Genomic DNA, 19,402 nt, shown 5'->3' on the forward strand with positions numbered 1-19,402 from the left:
TGGAGTCGATCAACCCGTCGGCGGCGGGTGTCGTGCGGTGGGTGCTGACGTTCGTCGCACCGGGCCGCCTATCCTGGGCGCGGGCGGCGGAGGGGGAGTAGGTGCTGGTCATCCATGGGCTGTGGAAGCCCTGCGACGACTCGACCGCCGGCCTCGCGGTCTGGGCCGAGGACAGCGCCGCGCCGCCGGCTCCGGCCCGCCCCGGCCGGCCGCCCCGGGAGCGCCCGCATCCCTTCGCCGCCGGGCACGCCGACCTGGTCGCGGCTCTCGCCGACGCCGCCGAGCCGGCCCGTCCGGCCACCGCGCTGCTCACCCTGCCCACCCGGGCGGGCGTGCCGACCGACTCACCCGAGCTGATCCGGACCACCGTCGCACCCCCGGCCCGCGGCCGGCTCACCCTCGCCGCGTGGCGGGTGCCCACCCTGGTGTACGCCCCAGACGACGCCCTCGCACTGCTGCGCGCCCTGGACGACCTCCCGGTGGTGCCCGGGGCGACCCTGCGTCACCTCGCCGAGCTGGCCGACTTCGCCGCCGATCTGGTGGCCCGGGGCCGGGTCCTGCCCGGCGTCCACGCGTCGATCGACCCGACCGCTGCCGATGTGGCCGCTGCCGATGTGGCCGCTGCCGGCGGAGCCGCTGCCGGTGGGGCCCGGTCGACGGCGGGCCCGGCGGCCCAGGTGGTCGCGCGGGCGATCTGGCGCCCGCTGTTGACCGGCACCGACGCGGGCTGGGCGCGGTCGCTGGCGCTGGCTCTACCGCCCGCCGCCCGCGCGGTGGCGACGCCCAGCGCCGCCGAGGTGACGGGTGCGGCGCTGGTGGCGGACGCTCTCGACGCGCTCACCGACGCCGCCGCCCGGGCGGCTCTCGCGGCCACGACGCTGGCCCGAGGGGTCCGCCCCGGTGGGCCCGCGCCGGCCTGGCTGGCCGCGCTCGCCGGCCCCCGCCGCGACTTCACCGTCGACCGGACCGCACTGGACATCCTGCGCGCCGAACTCGACGACTGGCAGCGGGACGCGGCCGGCGGCGCCGTCCGGGCCAGCTTCCGCCTGGTGGAGCCGGCCCCCGACGAGGTCACCGAACCGATCCTGGCCACCCGCCCGGTGCCGGGAGACGTGCCGCCCACGTCTATTCACACGGGCGGCGGTGAGCTGGCCGAGGGTGGCCCGACAGGCGGCGAGGAGTCCCCGGCGGTGCGGTGGCGGCTGGAGTTCGGGTTGCAGGCGGCCGACGAGCCGGGTCTGCACATCGACGCCGGGGAAATCTGGCGGGCGCACACGCTCGACGGTCTCGCCGACCGTACGGCCAGCCCGCAGGAGACCCTGCTCGCGGAGCTGGGCCGGGCCAGCCGGCTCTGGCCCGACCTGGACGCCGCGCTGCGCACCGCCGCGCCCGAGGCGATGGAGTTGGACGTCGAGGGCGCGCACCGGTTCCTCAGCGAGGGCGCCCCGGTGCTGCACGCCGCCGGGTTCGGGGTGCTGCTGCCCTCCTGGTGGCGGCGCCCGTCGGCGCGGCTCGGCGCTCGACTGCGCGCCCGCAGCCGGACCGCGCCCGGCACGGTGGCCAGCACCGAGGCCGGCGTCGGGTTGGACGCGCTCGTCGACTACCGCTGGGAGGTCGCGCTCGGCGACCAGCCGTTGTCCGCCGACGAGCTGGCGGCGCTGGCCGAGCTGAAGACCCCACTGGTACGGCTGCGGGGCCGATGGGTGGAGCTGGACCCGGGTCGGCTCGCGGCCGGACTGCGTCTGCTGCGCTCGGCCGGCGAGCTGACCGTCGCCGACCTGCTGCGCCTCGGGCTCACCGACGGCGACGACACCGAGGCGCTGCCGGTGCTGGAGGTGACCGCCGACGGGGCGCTGGGCGACCTGCTCGCCGGCGCGGTCGAGCGCCGACTCACCCCGCTCGACCCGCCGCCGGGTTTCCAGGGGACGCTGCGGCCGTACCAGCGGCGCGGGCTGGCCTGGCTGGCGTTCCTGCGGTCGCTGGGCCTGGGCGGGGTGCTCGCCGACGACATGGGGCTGGGCAAGACCGTGCAGTTGCTGGCGCTGCTCGCCGGGGACCCGCCGGACGCCGGGCCGACCCTGCTGGTCTGTCCGATGTCGCTGGTCGGCAACTGGCAGCGGGAGACGGCCCGGTTCACGCCGACGCTGCGGGTGCACGTACACCATGGGGCGGAGCGGGCGCGGGGGGCCGAGTTCACGACGGCCGCGCACGGCGCGGACCTGGTCCTCACCACCTACTCGGTGGCCGCTCGCGACGCCGTCGACCTGGCCGGCATCGACTGGCACCGGGTGGTGGTGGACGAGGCGCAGGCGATCAAGAACGCGTCGACCCGGCAGGCCGAGGCGGTCCGCGCGCTGCCGGCCCGGCAGCGGGTGGCGGTGACGGGTACGCCGGTGGAGAACCGGCTCGCCGACCTCTGGTCGATCATGCAGTTCGCCAATCCGGGGCTGCTCGGCCCGGCCGCGACGTTCCGCAAGCGGTTCGCCGAGCCGATCGAGCGCCACGGCGACGTCGAGGCCGCCGAGCGGCTGCGCCGGATCACCGGCCCGTTCGTGCTGCGCCGGCTCAAGACCGACTCGTCGATCATCTCGGACCTGCCGGAGAAGCTGGAGATGGAGGTGCTCTGCAACCTCACCGCCGAGCAGGCCGCCCTGTACCGGGTGGTGGTCGACGACATGCTGGCCCGGATCGAGACCAGCGACGGCATCGAGCGACGCGGGCTGGTGCTGGCCACCATGACCCGGCTCAAGCAGGTCTGCAACCACCCCGCCCAGCTGCTGCGCGACAACTCGGCGCTGGAGGGCCGCTCCGGAAAGCTGGCCCGGCTGACCGAGATCCTGGAGGAGGTGCTGGCGGCGGGGGAGCGGGCGCTGCTGTTCACCCAGTACGCGGAGTTCGGCACGATGTTGCGCGGTCACCTGTCGGCGCGGTTCGGCCGGGAGGTGCTGTTCCTGCACGGTGGGCTCGGCAAGGCCGAGCGGGACGCCCTGGTGCAGCGCTTCCAGTCGGCCGACGGGCCGCCGCTGTTCGTGCTGTCCCTCAAGGCCGGTGGCACCGGGCTCACCCTGACCGCCGCCAACCACGTGGTGCACGTGGACCGGTGGTGGAACCCGGCGGTGGAAGACCAGGCCACCGACCGGGCGTTCCGGATCGGGCAGCGCCGGCGGGTGCAGGTCCGCAAGTTCGTCTGCGCCGGCACCGTGGAGGAGAAGGTCGCCGCGATGATCGCCGACAAGCGCGCCCTCGCCGAGCGGGTGGTGGGCACCGGCGAGCAGTGGATCACCGAGCTGTCCACGGGTCAGCTGCGGGAGCTGTTCGCCCTGGAGGCCGGGGCGGTGGTGGAGTGAGCGCGCGGAGCGAGCGAACCATCAGGCACAGCACCCTTGTGCCTCATGTCGGCACGGAGCGCAGCGGAGTGCCGACGTGAGCATGGACTTCGCCGACTACGGGCGCCCGCGCAAGGTCGACGGTGGGCTGCGGGCGCGCAGTGCCCGGGGCGCGATCGGGCGGTCCTGGTGGTCCCGGCGCTTTTTGGAGGTGCTGGAGTCGTTCGCGCTCGGCACCCGGCTGACCCGTGGCCGGTCGTACGCGCGGGCGGGTCAGGTGCTCCGGCTGGACATCGCGCCGGGCCGGGTCACCGCCCAGGTGCAGGGTTCCCGGCCCCGGCCGTACGAGGTCTCCATCGCGCTGGCGACGTTCCCGGCCGCGCTCTGGACCCGGATCGAGGACGAGTTGGCCGGGCAGGCGTTCTTCAGCGCCCGCCTGCTCGCCGGGGACCTGCCCGACGAGCTGGAGGAGCTGTTCGTGACGGCGGGCGCCCCGCTCTTCCCGACCGCCGTGGACGAGCTGACCCAACGCTGCAACTGCCCCGACTTCGCGGTGCCGTGCAAGCACCTCGCGGCCACGTTCTATCTGCTCGCCGAGGCGTTCGACGCGGACCCGTTCGAGCTGCTGCACTGGCGTGGTCGCTCGCGGACGGACCTGCTCGACCGGTTGCGCGCCCGGCGGGCCGAGGCCACCGGCACGGCGGTGTCGCCCGCGTCGGCTGCCGTCCCCGGCGAGCTGAGGTCCACATCGGACGGCAGTTCGTCCGCAGTGGGCGCGCTGCCGCCGGTCGGTGCGGCCCGGGCGCTCGCCGGACTGGCGGTCACCCCCCTCGCGGAGGCGGCAGACCGCTTCTGGGCGTCGCCGGTGCCGCTGCCCGACCGACCACCCCGGCTGGCTACCGGGCCGGATCTCCTGCTGCGCCAGCTCGGCCCGCCGGCGCCGGCCATCGGAGGGCCGGGCCTGCTGGAGCGGCTGCGTCGCGCGTACCGGGCGTTCGGCCCGGGGTGAACGGTCACGTCCAGCGGCGGCGGAACCGCCACATGATCGCCGCGTTGGCCACCAGCACCACCGCGCAGATCGCGCCGGCCAGCCGGCCGGCGAATACGGCCATCGCCGGGAGCGACGCCCACAGCACGATGGTCAACAACATCAGGTAGCGGCCCCTGCGGGCTCGGACCCGGTGGTCCAGCCGGGCGAAGAAGGCCGGGTCACTCTCCCGGAGCTGACGGGTGATCTGGTCGAACCTGCGCTGATCCTCTTTGCTGAGCATGGCGCTGCCTTCCCCTCACGCGTTCAGCGGTTCGGCGGCATACCCGCTGCGGCGGCGGCTCACGCTCGCCCGCTCCTCCTTTTCCCAGCGTGAGGGCACCTCACGTCCGGCTTAGCCGAACCTTAAGTTTGCCTGTGGTGGTGAACGGCGCGGAACGTGTCTCGTACGGCGGTGTGGTCCGATCCGTACCCGGCTGCCGCACGTCCGCCCTGCTGGGAAGGTCGGAGCCCGGCCCGGGTCGCCGGCCCGCCACGAACGCGGTGGTGAGGGCTGTCTTAAGTGCCCTCACCGGCGCGTTCGGCCCACCTTGAAGGCACCTGAGCGCTTGGTTACCTTGCCGTAGCAACCCCCTCAGGCAACAGTCGCCGCACCTGCCGCACCCGCTCGGTCGCAGCTTCCGGCGCTCATCAGAAATCGGGATTGGTACATGGCCGACCAGAATGTGCCACCACGTCGACCGCGGGACGACCGCGGCTGGGACGGACGCCAGCACCCCACCTCGGACAGCTACGGCGACCCCACCGCGTCCGCGTCGTACGGATACGACTCGCCCCACCCCTACCAGGGTGGCTACCCGGTGCAGGGCGACCCGCGCGAGCAGTACGGCGACGGGTACGCGCACGCCGGACAACCCGCCCCCGCCCCGCGTGGGCCGCAGTGGGTCGGCCCGGAGGGGCTGGGCCGTCCGGCCCCGGCGCGTCCGGCCGGCGCTGGACTGCCCACCTTGGACGATGACGACGAGCCGGGCCGCAAGGTCGGCCGGCGCAAGGCCATGGTCGCGCTCGGCGGCACCGCCGCGGTCGTGGCCGGTGGCGCGGCGCTCGCCATGACGCCGCAGTTCCGCAGCCTCTTCGGTGACGAGGCGGCCGCGAGTGACGCGACGGGTAACACGGTGACCGACGGGACCGCGGCGCGTCCCAGCGGCCAGCAGCCCAGCACGGTGCGCACCTACACCGAGCAGAACGAGAGCTACATGGGCTCTCGGGCCGGCGAGGCGCTGAAGAAGAACGCGCCGGCCGGTGGCCGGACCTTCTCCGGCCCGGCGGCGGCCGCCGCGGAGACCAAGGTGACCGTCAAGACGGTGCTCGCCAAGGACCCGATCCTGCACCTGGCCCGGCGGGCCACCTTCGGCGCCACGCCCGCCGTGGTCGCCGACATCAAGAACCAGGGCATCGACGCGTGGATCCGCGGCCAGCTCGACCCGGACAAGATCGAGCCGAGCAAGGCCGAGCTGAAGCTCGCCGAGTTGCCCACCCAGACGCTCTCCGTGGAGCAGCTGCGGACCCAGCGGGACAAGCTCAACGAGCAGGGCGCCCAGCCCGAGCGTGAGGTGGTCGACGCCACCCTGGCCCGGCAGATCTGGTCGAAGCGCCAGCTGTTCGAGGTGATGGTCGACTTCTGGAACGACTTCCTGCACGTCGCCGCCGACTTCGACGGCGGCGAGGTGTACCGCACGTCGTTCGACAAGGACGTGGTGCGCAAGCACGCGCTGGGCAGCTACCCCGAGATGCTGGTCGCGGCGAACAAGCACCCCGCGCTGCTGATCTATCTGAACCAGAAGGACTCGCGCAAGGACGCCATCAACGAGAACCTCGCCCGGGAGAACCTGGAGCTGTACTCGGTCGGCGTCGACGGTGGCTACAAGGAGGGCGACGTCCGGCAGGCCGCCATGCTGCAGACCGGCCGTGGCGTCGACGACAAGGGCCAGTACGTCCTGCGCGTCAACCAGCACTACATGGGCAAGGTGAAGATCCTCGGCTTCACCCACGCCAACACGTTCGGCATCAAGGACGTCAACAACCCGACGGCCAAGGAGATCGCCGCCGTGGACGCGGCGATCGACAAGTACATCACCTACATCGCGCTGCACCCGTCGACCGCGAAGTACGTGGCGCAGAGCCTCGCGACCCGGTTCGTCTCGGACACCCCGCCGAAGTCCCTCGTCGATCGGCTGGCCAAGACGTACAGCAGCAACAACGGCATGATCAAGCCGGTGCTGATGACGCTGTTCAGCTCGTCGGAGTTCTGGGCGGCGGTGGGCCAGAAGGTGCGCCGACCGATGGAGTACCTGGTCGCCACGTACCGCACCCTGGGCGTCTCGCCGGAGGCGTCGGCGAAGAACGACAACGGCGACAACAAGCGCACCCCGTTCGCCCGGGGCCTGCGGCAGATCCACGACAAGCTGCGCGAGCTGGGCCAGTACCCGATGGGTCAGCCCACCCCGGACGGCTACCCCGACGTCTACGTCGCGTGGACCTCGGCCGGCACGATGGTCAACGGCTGGAACGAGGCCGGCGAGATCGTGGCGGGCTACCGCACCGTCTTCACGTACACGGCGCCGGAGAAGCTGGTCGCCAAGCCGCCGGCCACCGCCGGGGCGTACGTGGACGCGCTCTCGATGCGACTGGTCAACCAGAAGCTGAGCACCCGGGAGAAGAACCTGATCCTCGGCGTGGCCGGCGTGCCGGCGACCGCCAAGGTCGATGCCACGTTCAACGGGGCCATCACCGCCGTCGCGCGGGCGATCCTCGCGTCCCCCCAGCACCACCTCCGGTGAGGCACCCGATGGAGAAGACTGTGTACAACTCTTTCCCCCTGCACCCCGAATGCCCGGACCTGCGGCGACTGGCCGACAACCCGGCTGAGGCACTGCTGCGCGCCGAGGCCGACCTGGTCGCCGCCGAGAACGCGGCCGAGGCCGACCGCTACCGCACGCTGGAGGACCTGGAGGAGGCCCAGCAGGACGGGCGCGGCGTCACCCGGCGGACGTTCGTCGCCGGCGCGGCGGCCACCGCCACCGCCCTGGCCACCGCCCAGTTCGTCACCACCTCGGCGTCGTTCGCGGCGACCAAGACCGGCACCCTGATCCACGTCTTCCTCTACGGCGGCCTGGACGGCCTGAGCCTCGTCGCGCCGGACAACGACCCGGTGCTCGCCAAGGCCCGGCCCGACCTGCTGCTCGGCAACGACTCGCTGGCCCTGAGCCGCGGCTTCAAGCTGACCAGCGCGTTCAAGCCGCTGGAGCAGTACCTCAAGGCCGGTCAGCTGGGCTTCGTCCCGGCGGTTTCCGACGAGCGGCTGTCCCGCAGCCACTTCCAGGCCGCGGACGCCTGCAACCTGGGCGGTCTGCCCAACGAGACCGGCGGCCGGGGCTGGCTCGACGGCCTGGTCGACCACCTGGGCAAGGGCACCGCGTTCCGCAGCGTCGGCATCGGCAGCACGCTGCCCCGCTCGCTGGTCGGCAACAACGGCGCGCTCTCGCTGAACAACGTCGGCTCGCTGCGGCTCAACGGCGACGACAAGTTCCGGGCCGCCACCGAGAAGGCCATCAAGGGGCTCTTCACCGGGATCAACCACCCGGTCGAGGAGGCCGTGCAGGAGGGCATGGGCGCGCTGGCCACGGCGCAGAAGCTCGCCGCCAAGCCGTACCAGCCCGCCGCGGGCGTCAAGTACGAGGGCGTCGGCAACGCGTTCCAGCAGCTCGCACAGCTCATCAAGGGCGGCGCCAACGTCCGGGTCGCCACCGTCGGCATGGGCGGCTACGACACCCACGAGAACCAGGGCACCCGCGAGGGTGGCCAGCTGCACCGCCGGCTGAACGAGCTGGCCAGCGCGATGGCGGCGTTCTTCACCGACCTCGGCCCGCAGGCCGCCGACGTCACGATCATGGTGTCCAGCGAGTTCGGCCGCCGGGTCAGCTCGAACACCGGCGGCACCGACCACGGCCACGGCGGCGTGGTCACCGTCCTGTCCGGCAAGAAGCTGGCCGGCTCGCTGCTGGGCACCTGGAACGGCCTGGACAAGCTGGACTCCGGTGACGTGCCGGAATACAACAACATGTTCAACGTGTACGGCTCCCTGGCGCAGGGCCGCTTCGGGCTCACCAACGCCGAGGTGCAGAAGGTGTTCCCCCGCATGAAGTACGCACCGATGAAGCTGTACGCGTGACGCGTTCGCACACCCACGCCGCCGGCCGCCGCACCGGGACGACCTCGTCCCGGCACGGCGGCCGGTCGGCGGAACCCGTACTCCCGCAGATCCCGGCCCGGCGCGGACCCGGCGGCCGGCGGCTGCTGGCCGCGCTGCTCCTGGTCGGGCTGCTCGCCAGCGTGCTGCCTTGGTGGCTGGGCACCCCCGCCGGCTCGCTGCGGACCACCGCGGCCACCGTCACCGCTGCCGGCCGGATCACCGGCCTGATCGCCGGCTATCTGCTCCTCGTGCAGGTGCTCATGATGAGCCGGCTGCCGGTGCTGGAGCGGTGGATCGGCGGCGAGCAGCTCGCCCGCTGGCACCGCGACATCGGCGCGACGCTGCTGGCCGCCGTGCTGTCGCACCTGTCGCTGATCCTCGTCGGGTACGCCGACCTGCGAAACCAGTCGGTCCTGGCCGAGGTCGGCACGCTGCTCGGCGGCTACGAGGACATGCTCTCGGCCTTCCTCGCCACCGGCATCATGCTGGTGGTCGGTTTCAGCAGCGTCCGGGCGATCCGTCGGGCGCTGCCCTACGAGGTGTGGCACCTGCTGCACCGGTCGAGCTACCTGGTGCTGCTGCTCGGTTTCGGGCACCAGTTCACCCACGGCGCGCAGCTCTACAAACCGGGTCCGGTGCGGACCGGCTGGATCGCCCTGTACCTGCTGGTGGTCGCCGCCCTGCTCGGGGGCCGGGTGATCGCGCCACTGGCGTTCAACCTGCGCTACCGGCTGCGGGTCGCCGACGTGGTCGCGGAGAGCCCGGACACCATCTCCATCTACCTCACCGGGGAGCGGCTGGGCCGCCTGGAGATGCTCGGCGGGCAGTACTTCCGCTGGCGCTTCCTCACCCCCGGCTGCTGGTGGCAGTCGCACCCGTTCTCCGTCTCGGCCGCCGCCAACGGCCGCTGGCTGCGACTCACCGTCAAGGTCGTCGGCCGGCACACCGCCGACCTGCGCGACCTGGAACCGGGCACCCGGGTGTGGGCCCAGGGCCCGTCGGGCACCTTCACCGCCGCGCACCGGGTGCGCGAGCGGGCGCTGCTGATCGCCGGTGGCAGCGGCATCACGCCCATCCGCGCCATGCTGGAGGAGTTGCCGCCGGGCGCCGCCCTGATCTACCGGGCCCGTACGCCGGCCGACGTGCTGCTCAGCCGGGAACTGGACTGGCTGGCCCAGGAACGTGACACGTCGATCTGGTACGTCATCGGCTCCCGCGACGACCCCGGGCCCCGCCAGCTCATGAGCCCGGACGGGCTGCGCCAACTGGTGCCCGACGTGGCCCGGCGCGACGTCTACCTCTGCGGACCTCCCGGGCTGGTCGAGCAGTCGGTGCGCGCGCTGCGCCGCGCCGGCGTGCCCCGCCGGCAGATCCACCTGGCCACCTTCGAGCTGTAGGAAGGCATCGCATGCGTCGCGCGTTGTTCGCGATCACCGGACTGGCCGCCAGCACCACCGCCCTGGTGGTGCTCAAGGGCTCGCCGGGCACCACCCAGGTCGCCCAGAACCTGCCGACAGCGCAGCCGGTCAACCCCACCCCGCAGGACGTCGGCCCGAGCGCCGACCCGGCCGTCGGCCCGCCGAAACCGTCGGTGACCGCCGGTCCACCGTCGTCGTCGCCCAAGCCGACCAGGACCGCCGCGCGCCCGTCCGGCACCGGGACCACCGCGAAGGCCCCGACCGCGCCGCGCACCACCACCAAGGCGCCCCAGTCGACAACCCGCCGGGTCACCGGACCGGGTGTGGACAACGAGTACGGGTACGTGCAGGTGCAGATCGTGGTCTCCGGCAACCGGATCATCGACGCGACCACCCTGTCGTTGCCCAGCGGGGGCGAGTCCGACATCCACAGCGGCGACGTCCGGAACAGGTACAACGGCACCGGCGGTGAGGTGGTGCAGAAGCAGAGCGCCAACCTGAACACCGTCTCCGGCGCCACCGCCACCAGCAACGCGTACAAGCAGTCGCTGCGGGCCGCGATCGAGCAGGCGTTCTGACGTGCCGGCCGCGCTGACCCGACCCGGGCTGTGCCGGGTCGAACAGATCATGGGTACGGCGATCACCCTGGACCTCGCCGACGACCTGCCCCCCGCGCGGCTGCACGAGCTGGCCGATGACGTCTTCGCCTGGATGCGCGAGGTGGACGGCCGGTTCAGCACGTACCGGACGGACAGCGAGGTGTGCCGCTTCGACCGGGGCGAGGTGCTGCTCTCCGAGGCGTCGGCGGACCTGCGCTTCGTGCTGGAGGCGTGCGCCGACCTGTGGGGGGCCACCGACGGGTTCTTCGACGCGTACGCCACCGGGCGGCTCGACCCGTCCGGGTTCGTGAAGGGCTGGGCGGCGCAGGTCGCCTCCGACCGGCTGCTCGCCGCCGGCGCGGCGAACCACTGCGTCAACGCCGGCGGCGACGTGCGGGTCCGCGGCTTCTCGCCGACGGGGGAGCCGTGGCGGATCGGCATCCGGCACCCCTTCGACGCGATGGCGACGTGTCTGGTGCTCGCCGGCATCGACCTGGCCGTGGCGACCTCCGGGGTCTACGAGCGGGGTCGGCACGTGCTGGACCCCCGGCGGGGCGAGCCGGCCGGCGGGCTGCGCTCGGTGACCGTGGTCGGCAGCGACCTCGGCGTCGCCGACGCCTACGCCACCGCCGCCCTGGCCATGGGGGCGGCGGGGATCGGCTGGCTGGACCGTCTCGGTGACCACACGCACGCGGTCGTCACCGACGACGCCCGCGAGTTCCACTCGACCGCGCTTCCGCTGACGGTCTAGCTGGACCCGCCCCGCACCTGTCTCCGCGATCTTGCGGTTTCGGTTGCCGATCCGCCCCTTGAGGTAGGGAATGCCGCGACACAAAGTGCAAGATCGGCGGCGTGAAGGTGGGGGTGGGGTTTTAGCGCAGCGGGCGGTGGGTGCCGGCGGGGCGGGTCCCGGTGGGGCGGGGCCGCCCGGGGCGCGAGCCGGCCGGGCGGGTGCCCGCCCAGCGGTGCCGCGGATGGCTGCGACGGGGCGGTTCGGTGCCGCCGGGATACGGCGACCTGTCGTGTGTGGACATCGTTCCCCCGTTCGTGGCGCCCGTTCGCGCTGTCACCTGCTCAACGAGCACCGGCCGCCCGGCGACGCTGTCGGTCACCGGATTGAATCGTCGGCCGGGGCCGGGTCACCTGCCCCGGCGGGGCAGGGGCAGGTGACCCGGGAGCAGGTCGGGGGCGAGCGTCACCCCGCTGGCCCGCAGCGCCTCGATCAGGGTGTTCTGCACCAGGTAGGAGTCCGGAAGCTGCCAGCGGGCCTGCTCCGGGGCGACCGCCCAGCGGACGGTCCCCTCGGGCAGCCGGGTGGGCGGCGCCGGAATCCACGAGCCCGGCCCGTGCCGCACGACGTGGAAGCAGTGCTCCAACTCCGGTCGGAGCGGGTCGCCGGGGCGGACCAGGAACATCCACCGGCCGGTGGGGGTGACCAGCACGGGCCCGCGTACGCCGGTGCCGGCCGGGTGGACCTGCACGGCGTCGAGCACGTGCCGGCCGAGGTGGGCCGGCACCTCCAGCACGTCGAAGGTCCGTCCGGTGGGCAGCAGCACGCCGTGCGGGCGGGTGCGCCACCAGGTGGCCACCCGGGCGGGGTCGGTGGTGGCGGCCAGCTCCCAGTTCTCCAGGGCGGGGTGGCAGCCCACCGTGGGGCAGCCGGCCCGACCGCACACGAACCGGCTGCGGGCGAGGCAGGCGCCGGGGGTCACCTCCCAGCCGTGTACGGCGTACCGGATGGCGACCCGGCGCAGCCGGACGCGTTCCAGCGGCGACAGTTCGGCGACGCGCGGTACGACGTTCCCCCACATGTTTGCCATCTCCCCTCGTCGGGCCCGGCGAACGCCAGGTCGCATGTCGAGCACCGTCACTGCCGTAACCCACGATCGTTGAGGTTGACGAACGGCTCGTGCAACTTGCACGAAAAGTACGAGGACTGGCTGTCCGGCTGACGTACAGGCTGTGCGACCAGCGAAAACTGCAAGACGAACGACGGATCGCCGCACCCGCGGACATCGCCGGCACCCGATGGGTGACGACGGCAGGGGAGGGATGGGGAGATGGACGAGCTACCCATTGGCCGGCGAGTGGCCTACTGGCGGGGGCGACGCAAGATGTCGCAGCAGGTCTTCGCCGACCGCCTGGGCAAGTCGAAGAGCTGGGTGGACAAGGTCGAGCGGGGCGTCCGCCGGCTGGACAAGTTCTCCGTCCTCTACGAGATCGCCGACATCCTGCAGATGGACGTGCAGTTGCTGATGGGTCGTGACCCGGAGCGGCGTACCGACGCGCTGAACTGCATCGACCAGGTCGAGGTGCAGGAGATCCGGGCGGCCCTGGAGCGGTACGACTCGATGAGCGCGTACTTCGACGCCGTGCCGTACCCGCCTCCGCTGGACGACATGCGCAAGGCCGTCAACCACGCCTGGCTCACCTACCAGTACGGCCGCTACGGAATGCTCACCCGGGCGCTGCCCAAGCTGCTGCGCGACGCTCAGGCGGCCGACGCCGCCTACGGGGGAGCGCAGGCGCCGGAGGCGGCCCACCTGCTCGGGCAGGTCTACCAGATCGCCTCGTCGGTGCTGCGCAAGCTCGGCGAGTGCGAGCTGGCCTGGCTGGCCGCCGACCGGTCGATGGCGGTGGCCCAGCGCGCCGACGACCCGCTGCTGGCCGGCATCGCCACCACCCGGGTCTGCAACGCCCTGGTCGCCATGGGTCGGGCCCGGCCGGCTCTGGAGCTGAACGTCCAGATCGCCAACCGGCTGGCTCCCGGCGGCAGCAACGAGATCTCCCCGGCCCGGCTGTCCGTCTACGGGATGCTGCTGTTGCAGGGGGCCATGGCGGCGTCCCGGATCGGCGACTCGGCCAGCGTCGACGACCTGATCAACTGTGCGCAGGAGGCCGCCACCCTGCTCGGCGGCGACCACAACCACTACTGGACCTCGTTCGGCCCGACGAACGTCGAGCTGCACCGGGCCGCCGCCGCCGTCGAGCTGGGCGACGGGGGCCGCGCGGTCGAGGTGCACGTACGCATCGTGGAGCCCGCGTTCAACGCGTTGCTGCCCGAGCGCCGCGCCCACCACCTGCTCGACATCGCCCGGGGGTACGCCCAGATCGGCGACGTGGCGAACGCCGGCGAGATGCTGCTGCTCGGCGATCGGCTCGCGCCGTCGGAGATCCGCTGCCGGCCGATCGCCCACGAGGTGATGTCGGACGTCCTTCGTCGCACACGTGGTGCGCCGCCTTCTCCGATTGCGGAGTTGGCTGAGCACATGGGAGTAGGGGTATGAGCGCGGAGCCGGCTTGATGACCGGCGCACCACACACCAGCGAGCGCCGTGCGGTGCTCTACGTCATCGCCTGCGGTTCGCCGCTGGCCCGCCACGTCGGCCGTCTGGTCGAGCTGGCCCAGTCGGACGACTGGGACGTCTGCGTGGTCACCACGCCGGACGGCGCCAAGTTCGTCGATAAGCCGGCCCTGGTCCGGCAGACCGGCCACCCGGTGCGGACGCACTACAAGAATCCCGGTGACCCGGACGTGCTGCCGCCGGCCGACGCCATGATCGTCTGCCCGGCGACCGTGAACACGGTGAACAAGTGGGCGGCCGGCATCGCCGACACCCTCGCTCTCGGGCTGCTCGTCGAGGCGCAGGGCAAGGGCGTTCCGATCGTCGCGGTGCCGTACACCAATGTCGCGATGGCCGCCCACCCGGCGTTCCGGGCCGGCGTGGCCCGGCTGGCCGACTGGGGCGTCACGGTGCTCTTCGGTGAACATGTGGTCACCCTGCACCCGCCCGGGACGGGTGAGCAGCACCTGCACGCGTTCCCCTGGCAGATGCCGCTGGCCGCGCTGCGGACCGCCGCGTACCGGGCCGCCTGAGCGCCCGCCGGTCGCCTCCCACGGGCCGACGTACCGGCGCGGCCGGGCCGGGCGTCGCCGCCCGACGGTCCTCGCGCCGGTAAGCTGGCCCGCCGTGAGCATCAGCGCATCCACCCCCACGGTGACGGACGTGGTAGCCGAGCTGGAACGGCGCTACCCGCCGAGCTGGGCCGAGGAGTGGGACCGCGTCGGCCTGGTGCTCGGCGAGCCGACCGCCCCGGTCCGCCGGGTGCTCTGCGTGGTCGACGTGGTGCCCGAGACGGTCGCCGAGGCGCTGGCCGTCGGCGCGGACATGATCGTCGCGCATCACCCGCTGCTGCTGCGGGGTGTCTCCTCGGTCGCGGCGACGACCGTGAAGGGGCGGATCGTCCACCAGCTGATCCGGGCCGGCGTGGCGTTGTACGTGGCGCACACCAACGCCGACGTCGCGTCCCCCGGCGTCTCTGACGCCCTCGCCGCCCGGTTCGGCCTGACCGGGCTGCGCCCGTTGCAGCGGCCGGCGATCGGTTCGGCCGCCCACGGCGACGACCGGGGCATCGGCCGGATCGGGGAGTTGCCCCGACCGATGACCCTCGCCGAGTTGACCCGGCACGCCGCCGCCGTGCTCCCCGTCACGGCCTGGGGAGTTCGCGCCGCGGGGGATCCCGGGCGTATGGTTCGTACCCTCGCCGTCAGCGGTGGGTCGGGGGACAGCTTCCTCGGCGCCGCGACCGCCGCCGGGGTGGACGCGTTTCTCACCTCCGACCTGCGGCACCATCCGGCCAGCGAGCACCTCGCCGCCGATGGTCCCGCCCTGATCGACGCCGCCCACTGGGCGACCGAACGACCGTGGCTGGACGACCTGGCCGCCCTCCTGCGAGAGGCGCCGGGCGTCGAGACGCTGGTGTCCGACCTGGACACCGACCCGTGGACCGTGCACGCCGCCGCACCCGTTGTGGACGACAAGGAGCCCGACCGTGAAGGCTGACCCCCAGGTCCAGCGCCGCCTGCTCGACCTTCAGGCGATCGACACCAATCTCGCCCAGCTCGCGCACCGCCGCCGCTCGCTGCCGGAGCGCGCCGAACTGGAGGCGCTGGCCCGGGAGCTGTCGTCGCTGGAGGACGAGCGGGTTCGCGCCCAGGTCGCGGTCGACGACCTGGACCGGGACATCGCCCGCCTGGAGAAGGACGTCGAGCAGGTGCGGGCCCGCAAGGAGAAGGACCAGAACCGGCTCGCCGCCGGCACCGGCCCGGCCCGGGAGCTGGAGGCGCTCCAGCACGAGCTGGCCTCGCTCAACCGGCGCCAGGGTGACCTGGAGGACGCCGAGCTGGAGCTGATGGAGCAGCGGGAGACCGCGCAGGGCGTGCTGGACGGCGTGGAGCAGCGGCTGGCCGACACCCGGGAGAAGCGGGCCGCCACCGAACAGCGCCGCGACGACGCGCTGGCCGAGATCGCCAAGGAGGAGGAGTTCAAGCGGGGGGCCCGGCAGCCGCTCGCGGCCGACCTCCCCGCCGAGCTGGTCACCCTCTACGACAAGATCCGCGCGGACACCGGGCTGGGCGCGGCGCTGCTCACCGCGGGCCGCTGCGGCGGCTGCCGGCTGGACCTCTCCGGCGCCGACCTGGCCCGCATCCGCAAGGCGGCCCCGGACGACGTGATCCGCTGCGAGGACTGCCGACGGATCATGGTCCGTACCAACGAGTCGGGTCTGTAGGTCGTGGCGCCGCGCGTGGTCGTCGTCGAGGCCGACGGCGGGTCCCGGGGCAACCCGGGGCCGGCCGGCTACGGCGCGGTGGTGCGCGACCCGGAGACCGGCGAGGTGCTCGCCGAGCGCTCCGAGTCGCTGGGTACGGCGACCAACAACGTCGCCGAGTACCAGGGCCTGATCGCCGGTCTGCGGGCCGCCGCCGAGCTGGACGCCGCCGAGGTGGACGTCCGGATGGACTCCAAGCTGGTGGTCGAGCAGATGTGCGGCCGGTGGCAGATCAAGCACCCGGGCCTGCGGCCGCTCGCCGCCCAGGCGGCCACGCTGGTGGGCCGCTTCGGCGCGGTCCGTTTCACCTGGATCCCCCGCGAGCAGAACCGGCACGCCGACGCGCTGGCCAACGCCGCCATGGACGCCGCCGCCGCCCGACCCACCCCGCCGCCGGCCTCCCTCGGCGCACCGGCCTCGGCCAGCGCCCCGGCCGGGGGCGCCGCGACGGGCAGCGACCCGGGCACCGCGCCGGCCTCCTGGGAGCCCCGTCCGAGCTTCACGGCCACCCGCCTGATCCTCGTGCGGCACGGCGAGACCGCGTACACCGAGCAGGGCCGCTACTCCGGCCGCGGCGACGTGCCGCTCTCCGAGCGCGGCCGGGCCCAGGCCGCCGCCACCGGCGCCCGGGTGGCCGCGCTGGCCCCGTCCGTCGCGGCCGTGCTCAGCTCACCCCTGTCCCGGTGTACGGCCACCGCCGCGGCGATCGCCGGGGCGCTCGGTGACGTGCCGGTCCGCACCGAGGCCGACCTGATCGAGTGCGACTTCGGGCAGTGGGAGGGGCGCACCTTCGCCGAGGTACGCCAGCAGTGGCCGGGGGAGATGGACGCCTGGCTCGCCTCGCCGCGGATCGCCCCGCCGGGCGGCGAGTCGTTCACGCAGGTGGCCGAACGCGTCCACCGGGTCGTCGACGCGCTGCCGAAGGCGTACCCCGGGGAGACCGTCGTGGTCGTCTCGCACGTCTCGCCGATCAAGCTGGCGTTGCGCGACGCCCTCGCCGCCAGCGACGGTTTCCTGCACCGGCTCTTCCTGGACGCGGCCGGCATCTCGGTGCTCGACCTGTGGCCGGACGGCGGCATCGCGGTCCGCACGGTCAACGACACCGCGCACCTGCCCGCCGCCTGAGCCGCGCCGCTTCGGCGCCCGCCGCACCTCGCCCGCCAGCGGAACGCTCGTGCCGTTCGGCGCAGCCGGTGCGCCGTTCGGCGCAGAGCCGTCCGCGCGCTGATCGTGACGGCGGTCACAGAGTCGTAGCCTCCGGCCGTTACATCGAGTGCCACGACTCCCCGGAGGTGTGTCAGATGCCTGCACCGGAACCGGAGGCGCCCACCACGGCGCGATCCCGGGCGAAGGACCACAGTCCCTGGAACTGGTTGCTCTTTCTCCCCATCGTGGTGCCGCTGATCCCGGCGTTCTTCAACGGTGACGGGCCCCGGATCTTCGGGTTCCCGCGCTACTACTGGCTGCAACTGGCCTGGATCCTGCTCGGCGTCTCCACCACGACGCTTGTCTACCAGATGACGAAGAAGCGGGGTGAGCGCTGATGTGGCGTGATCACCTCACCGAGATCATCGTCTTCTCCCTGCTGTTCCTGCTGGTCAGCGCGATGGGCTTCGTGGCCGCGCGGTGGCGGCGGCCGAAGGACATGGCGCACCTCGACGAGTGGGGTCTGGGCGGGCGCAGCTTCGGCGGCTGGATCACCTGGTTCCTGGTCGGCGGGGACCTCTACACCGCGTACACCTTCGTGGCGGTGCCGGCGCTGATGTTCGGCGCCGGGGCGGCCGGGTTCTTCGCGGTGCCGTACACGATCGTCGTCTACCCGCTGGTCTTCCTGGTGCTGATCCGGCTCTGGTCGGTCTCGCACCGGCACGGCTTCGTCACCCCGGCCGACTTCGTCCGTACCCGGTTCGACTCGCCGGTGCTGGCGCTGCTGATCGCGATCACCGGCATCGTGGCCACGATGCCCTACATCGCGCTGCAACTGGTGGGCATCGAGGCGGTCCTCAAGACGATGGGCGTCACGGGTGAGAGCACCCTGGCCCGGCACCTGCCGATCATCATCGCGTTCGCCATCCTGGCGGCGTACACCTACCAGTCGGGGCTGCGCGCACCGGCGCTGATCGCGTTCGTCAAGGACAGCCTGATCTACATCGTCATCCTGGTGGCGGTCATCTACCTGCCGTACAAGCTCGGCGGTTGGGGCGACATCTTCGACGCGGCGGACGCGAAGTTCCAGGCGTCACCGAACCCGAACGACGGCATCCTGCTCAACGGCAACAACCAGTTGCAGTACGTCACGTTGGCGTTCGGCTCGGCGCTGGCGCTGTTCCTCTACCCGCACAGCATCACCGGTGTGCTGGCCAGCCGGAACCGCGACGTGATCAAGCGCAACATGTCGGCGCTGCCGGCGTACAGCCTGCTGCTCGGTCTGATCGCGCTGCTCGGCTACATGGCCATCGCGGCCGGGGTGAAGCCGCTGCCGGGAGCGTCGGCGGGCAGCGTCGACAACAACACGATCGTGCCGCTGCTGTTCGACCAGCAGTTCCCGGACTGGTTCGCCGGTGTGGCGTACGCGGCGATCGGCATCGGCGCGCTGGTGCCGGCGGCGATCATGTCGATCGCGGCGGCGAACCTGTTCACCCGCAACATCTACAAGGAGTACCTGAAGCGGGACGCCACCGCGGCGCAGGAGGCGAACGTCTCGAAGATCACCTCGCTGGTGGTCAAGGTCGGGGCCGTGGCCTGCATCGTGTTCCTCGACCCGCAGTTCTCGATCGACCTCCAGCTCATCGGCGGCGTGATCATCCTGCAGACGCTGCCCGCCGTCGCGCTGGGCCTCTACACCCGCTGGTTCCACCGGACCGCCCTGATCGCCGGCTGGGTCGCCGGCATGGGGCTCGGCATGTGGATGCTCTACCAGGTGGCCAGTCCCACCCGGAAGCACTTCGGCGGGTCGGCGTTCCCGCTGGAGAAGTTCGGCTTCGACACGCCCAAGACGATCTACGTGGGCATCGTGGCCGTACTGGTCAACCTGGCGGTCGCCGCCCTGTTGACGCTGATCCTGCGGGCCACCAAGGCGCCCGAGGGAGTCGACGGCACCACGCCGGACGACTACTTCGCCGACGAGGGCGACCCCCGCATCACCCCCGGCGTCGACCGCGACGCCGACTCGGCCCGCGAACCGGTCGCCTGACCCCCGTCCCCCGTCCC

The 19,402-nt window shown here is 72.8% G+C and carries 15 protein-coding genes and 2 pseudogenes; 15 read left to right on the forward strand and 2 right to left on the reverse strand.

Going from position 1 to position 19,402, the window contains the following annotated elements:
• Window positions 1-101 precede the first annotated feature (101 nt).
• The 3 genes and pseudogenes from OG505_RS01285 to OG505_RS01295 form a co-directional block, all read left to right on the forward strand.
• A pseudogene (locus tag OG505_RS01285) lies at window positions 102-1,068 on the forward strand (ATP-dependent helicase); the annotation flags it as partial.
• A gap of 128 nt (window positions 1,069-1,196) precedes the next feature.
• Window positions 1,197-3,347: pseudogene (locus OG505_RS01290) on the forward strand (DEAD/DEAH box helicase); the annotation flags it as partial.
• Window positions 3,348-3,429: 82 nt separating this feature from the next.
• A complete protein-coding gene (locus OG505_RS01295; RefSeq protein WP_405434324.1) occupies window positions 3,430-4,335 on the forward strand; it encodes an SWIM zinc finger family protein in 906 nt (301 codons plus the stop codon).
• Between the two features lie 4 nt (window positions 4,336-4,339).
• Here OG505_RS01295 and OG505_RS01300 read toward each other — a convergent pair whose 3' ends face one another.
• Window positions 4,340-4,597 carry a DUF3040 domain-containing protein gene (locus OG505_RS01300; protein ID WP_234586377.1) on the reverse strand — a complete coding sequence of 86 codons (258 nt, stop codon included), beginning with the start codon at window positions 4,595-4,597 and terminating at the stop codon, window positions 4,340-4,342.
• Window positions 4,598-5,024: 427 nt separating this feature from the next.
• Between OG505_RS01300 and OG505_RS01305 the strand changes: the two genes are divergently transcribed.
• The 5 genes from OG505_RS01305 to OG505_RS01325 are packed head-to-tail and all read left to right on the forward strand — an operon-like array spanning window position 5,025 to window position 11,334.
• Window positions 5,025-7,154 carry a DUF1800 family protein gene (locus OG505_RS01305; RefSeq protein WP_405430366.1) on the forward strand — a complete coding sequence of 710 codons (2,130 nt, stop codon included), beginning with the start codon at window positions 5,025-5,027 and terminating at the stop codon, window positions 7,152-7,154.
• A gap of 8 nt (window positions 7,155-7,162) precedes the next feature.
• The gene (locus OG505_RS01310; RefSeq protein ID WP_405430367.1) at window positions 7,163-8,545 is read left to right on the forward strand and encodes a DUF1501 domain-containing protein; all 1,383 of its coding nucleotides are present in this window, start codon (window positions 7,163-7,165) and stop codon (window positions 8,543-8,545) included.
• Complete coding sequence (locus OG505_RS01315; protein WP_405430369.1) at window positions 8,542-9,963, forward strand: ferric reductase-like transmembrane domain-containing protein; 1,422 nt, start codon at window positions 8,542-8,544, stop codon at window positions 9,961-9,963. Before OG505_RS01310 ends, OG505_RS01315 begins: the two co-directional genes overlap by 4 nt.
• 11 nt (window positions 9,964-9,974) lie before the next feature.
• Entirely contained in the window at window positions 9,975-10,562 is a 588-nt protein-coding gene (locus tag OG505_RS01320) for an FMN-binding protein (protein WP_405430371.1), read from the forward strand.
• A 49-nt stretch (window positions 10,563-10,611) separates the two neighbouring features.
• Complete coding sequence (locus tag OG505_RS01325) at window positions 10,612-11,334, forward strand: FAD:protein FMN transferase (RefSeq protein ID WP_405434325.1); 723 nt, start codon at window positions 10,612-10,614, stop codon at window positions 11,332-11,334.
• 388 nt (window positions 11,335-11,722) lie between these two features.
• On the opposite strand, the gene OG505_RS01330 is transcribed toward OG505_RS01325, so the two are convergent.
• A complete protein-coding gene (locus OG505_RS01330) occupies window positions 11,723-12,394 on the reverse strand; it encodes a bifunctional DNA primase/polymerase (protein ID WP_007463422.1) in 672 nt (223 codons plus the stop codon).
• A gap of 249 nt (window positions 12,395-12,643) precedes the next feature.
• Here OG505_RS01330 and OG505_RS01335 point away from each other — a divergent pair, with 249 nt between their 5' ends.
• The 7 genes from OG505_RS01335 (at window position 12,644) to mctP (ending at window position 19,385) form a co-directional block, all read left to right on the forward strand.
• On the forward strand, window positions 12,644-13,870 hold the full coding sequence (locus tag OG505_RS01335) for a helix-turn-helix domain-containing protein (RefSeq protein ID WP_405430372.1): 1,227 nt from the start codon (window positions 12,644-12,646) through the stop codon (window positions 13,868-13,870).
• Window positions 13,871-13,886: 16 nt separating this feature from the next.
• Entirely contained in the window at window positions 13,887-14,459 is a 573-nt protein-coding gene (locus OG505_RS01340) for a flavoprotein (protein WP_405430373.1), read from the forward strand.
• Window positions 14,460-14,589: 130 nt separating this feature from the next.
• Window positions 14,590-15,426 carry a Nif3-like dinuclear metal center hexameric protein gene (locus OG505_RS01345; RefSeq protein WP_405434327.1) on the forward strand — a complete coding sequence of 279 codons (837 nt, stop codon included), beginning with the start codon at window positions 14,590-14,592 and terminating at the stop codon, window positions 15,424-15,426.
• Complete coding sequence (locus OG505_RS01350; protein WP_405430374.1) at window positions 15,416-16,153, forward strand: zinc ribbon domain-containing protein; 738 nt, start codon at window positions 15,416-15,418, stop codon at window positions 16,151-16,153. The genes OG505_RS01345 and OG505_RS01350 overlap by 11 nt, the downstream gene beginning before the upstream one ends.
• 3 nt (window positions 16,154-16,156) lie before the next feature.
• Window positions 16,157-17,317 (forward strand): bifunctional RNase H/acid phosphatase, encoded by a 1,161-nt coding sequence (locus tag OG505_RS01355; protein WP_405430376.1) that lies wholly within the window; start codon window positions 16,157-16,159, stop codon window positions 17,315-17,317.
• 176 nt (window positions 17,318-17,493) lie between these two features.
• Window positions 17,494-17,736, forward strand: coding sequence for a DUF3311 domain-containing protein (locus OG505_RS01360; RefSeq protein WP_405430377.1), 243 nt, complete (start codon window positions 17,494-17,496; stop codon window positions 17,734-17,736).
• Window positions 17,736-19,385, forward strand: a complete 1,650-nt coding sequence (mctP, locus tag OG505_RS01365) for a monocarboxylate uptake permease MctP (protein WP_405430378.1) — start codon at window positions 17,736-17,738, stop codon at window positions 19,383-19,385. Before OG505_RS01360 ends, mctP begins: the two co-directional genes overlap by 1 nt.
• The last annotated feature ends 17 nt before the right edge of the window (window positions 19,386-19,402 follow it).

Source organism: Micromonospora sp. NBC_00617, from assembly GCF_045161355.1.
In the GTDB taxonomy this organism is placed as follows: domain Bacteria; phylum Actinomycetota; class Actinomycetes; order Mycobacteriales; family Micromonosporaceae; genus Micromonospora.

Coding starts and splice junctions, on each gene's coding strand:
- OG505_RS01295 (WP_405434324.1), top strand. CDS start 3,430: ATGGACTTCGCCGACTACGGGCGCCCGCGCAAGGTCGACGGTGGGCTG.
- OG505_RS01300 (WP_234586377.1), bottom strand. CDS start 4,597: ATGCTCAGCAAAGAGGATCAGCGCAGGTTCGACCAGATCACCCGTCAG.
- OG505_RS01305 (WP_405430366.1), top strand. CDS start 5,025: ATGGCCGACCAGAATGTGCCACCACGTCGACCGCGGGACGACCGCGGC.
- OG505_RS01310 (WP_405430367.1), top strand. CDS start 7,163: ATGGAGAAGACTGTGTACAACTCTTTCCCCCTGCACCCCGAATGCCCG.
- OG505_RS01320 (WP_405430371.1), top strand. CDS start 9,975: ATGCGTCGCGCGTTGTTCGCGATCACCGGACTGGCCGCCAGCACCACC.
- OG505_RS01325 (WP_405434325.1), top strand. CDS start 10,612: ATGGGTACGGCGATCACCCTGGACCTCGCCGACGACCTGCCCCCCGCG.
- OG505_RS01330 (WP_007463422.1), bottom strand. CDS start 12,394: ATGTGGGGGAACGTCGTACCGCGCGTCGCCGAACTGTCGCCGCTGGAA.
- OG505_RS01335 (WP_405430372.1), top strand. CDS start 12,644: ATGGACGAGCTACCCATTGGCCGGCGAGTGGCCTACTGGCGGGGGCGA.
- OG505_RS01340 (WP_405430373.1), top strand. CDS start 13,887: ATGACCGGCGCACCACACACCAGCGAGCGCCGTGCGGTGCTCTACGTC.
- OG505_RS01360 (WP_405430377.1), top strand. CDS start 17,494: ATGCCTGCACCGGAACCGGAGGCGCCCACCACGGCGCGATCCCGGGCG.
- mctP (WP_405430378.1), top strand. CDS start 17,736: ATGTGGCGTGATCACCTCACCGAGATCATCGTCTTCTCCCTGCTGTTC.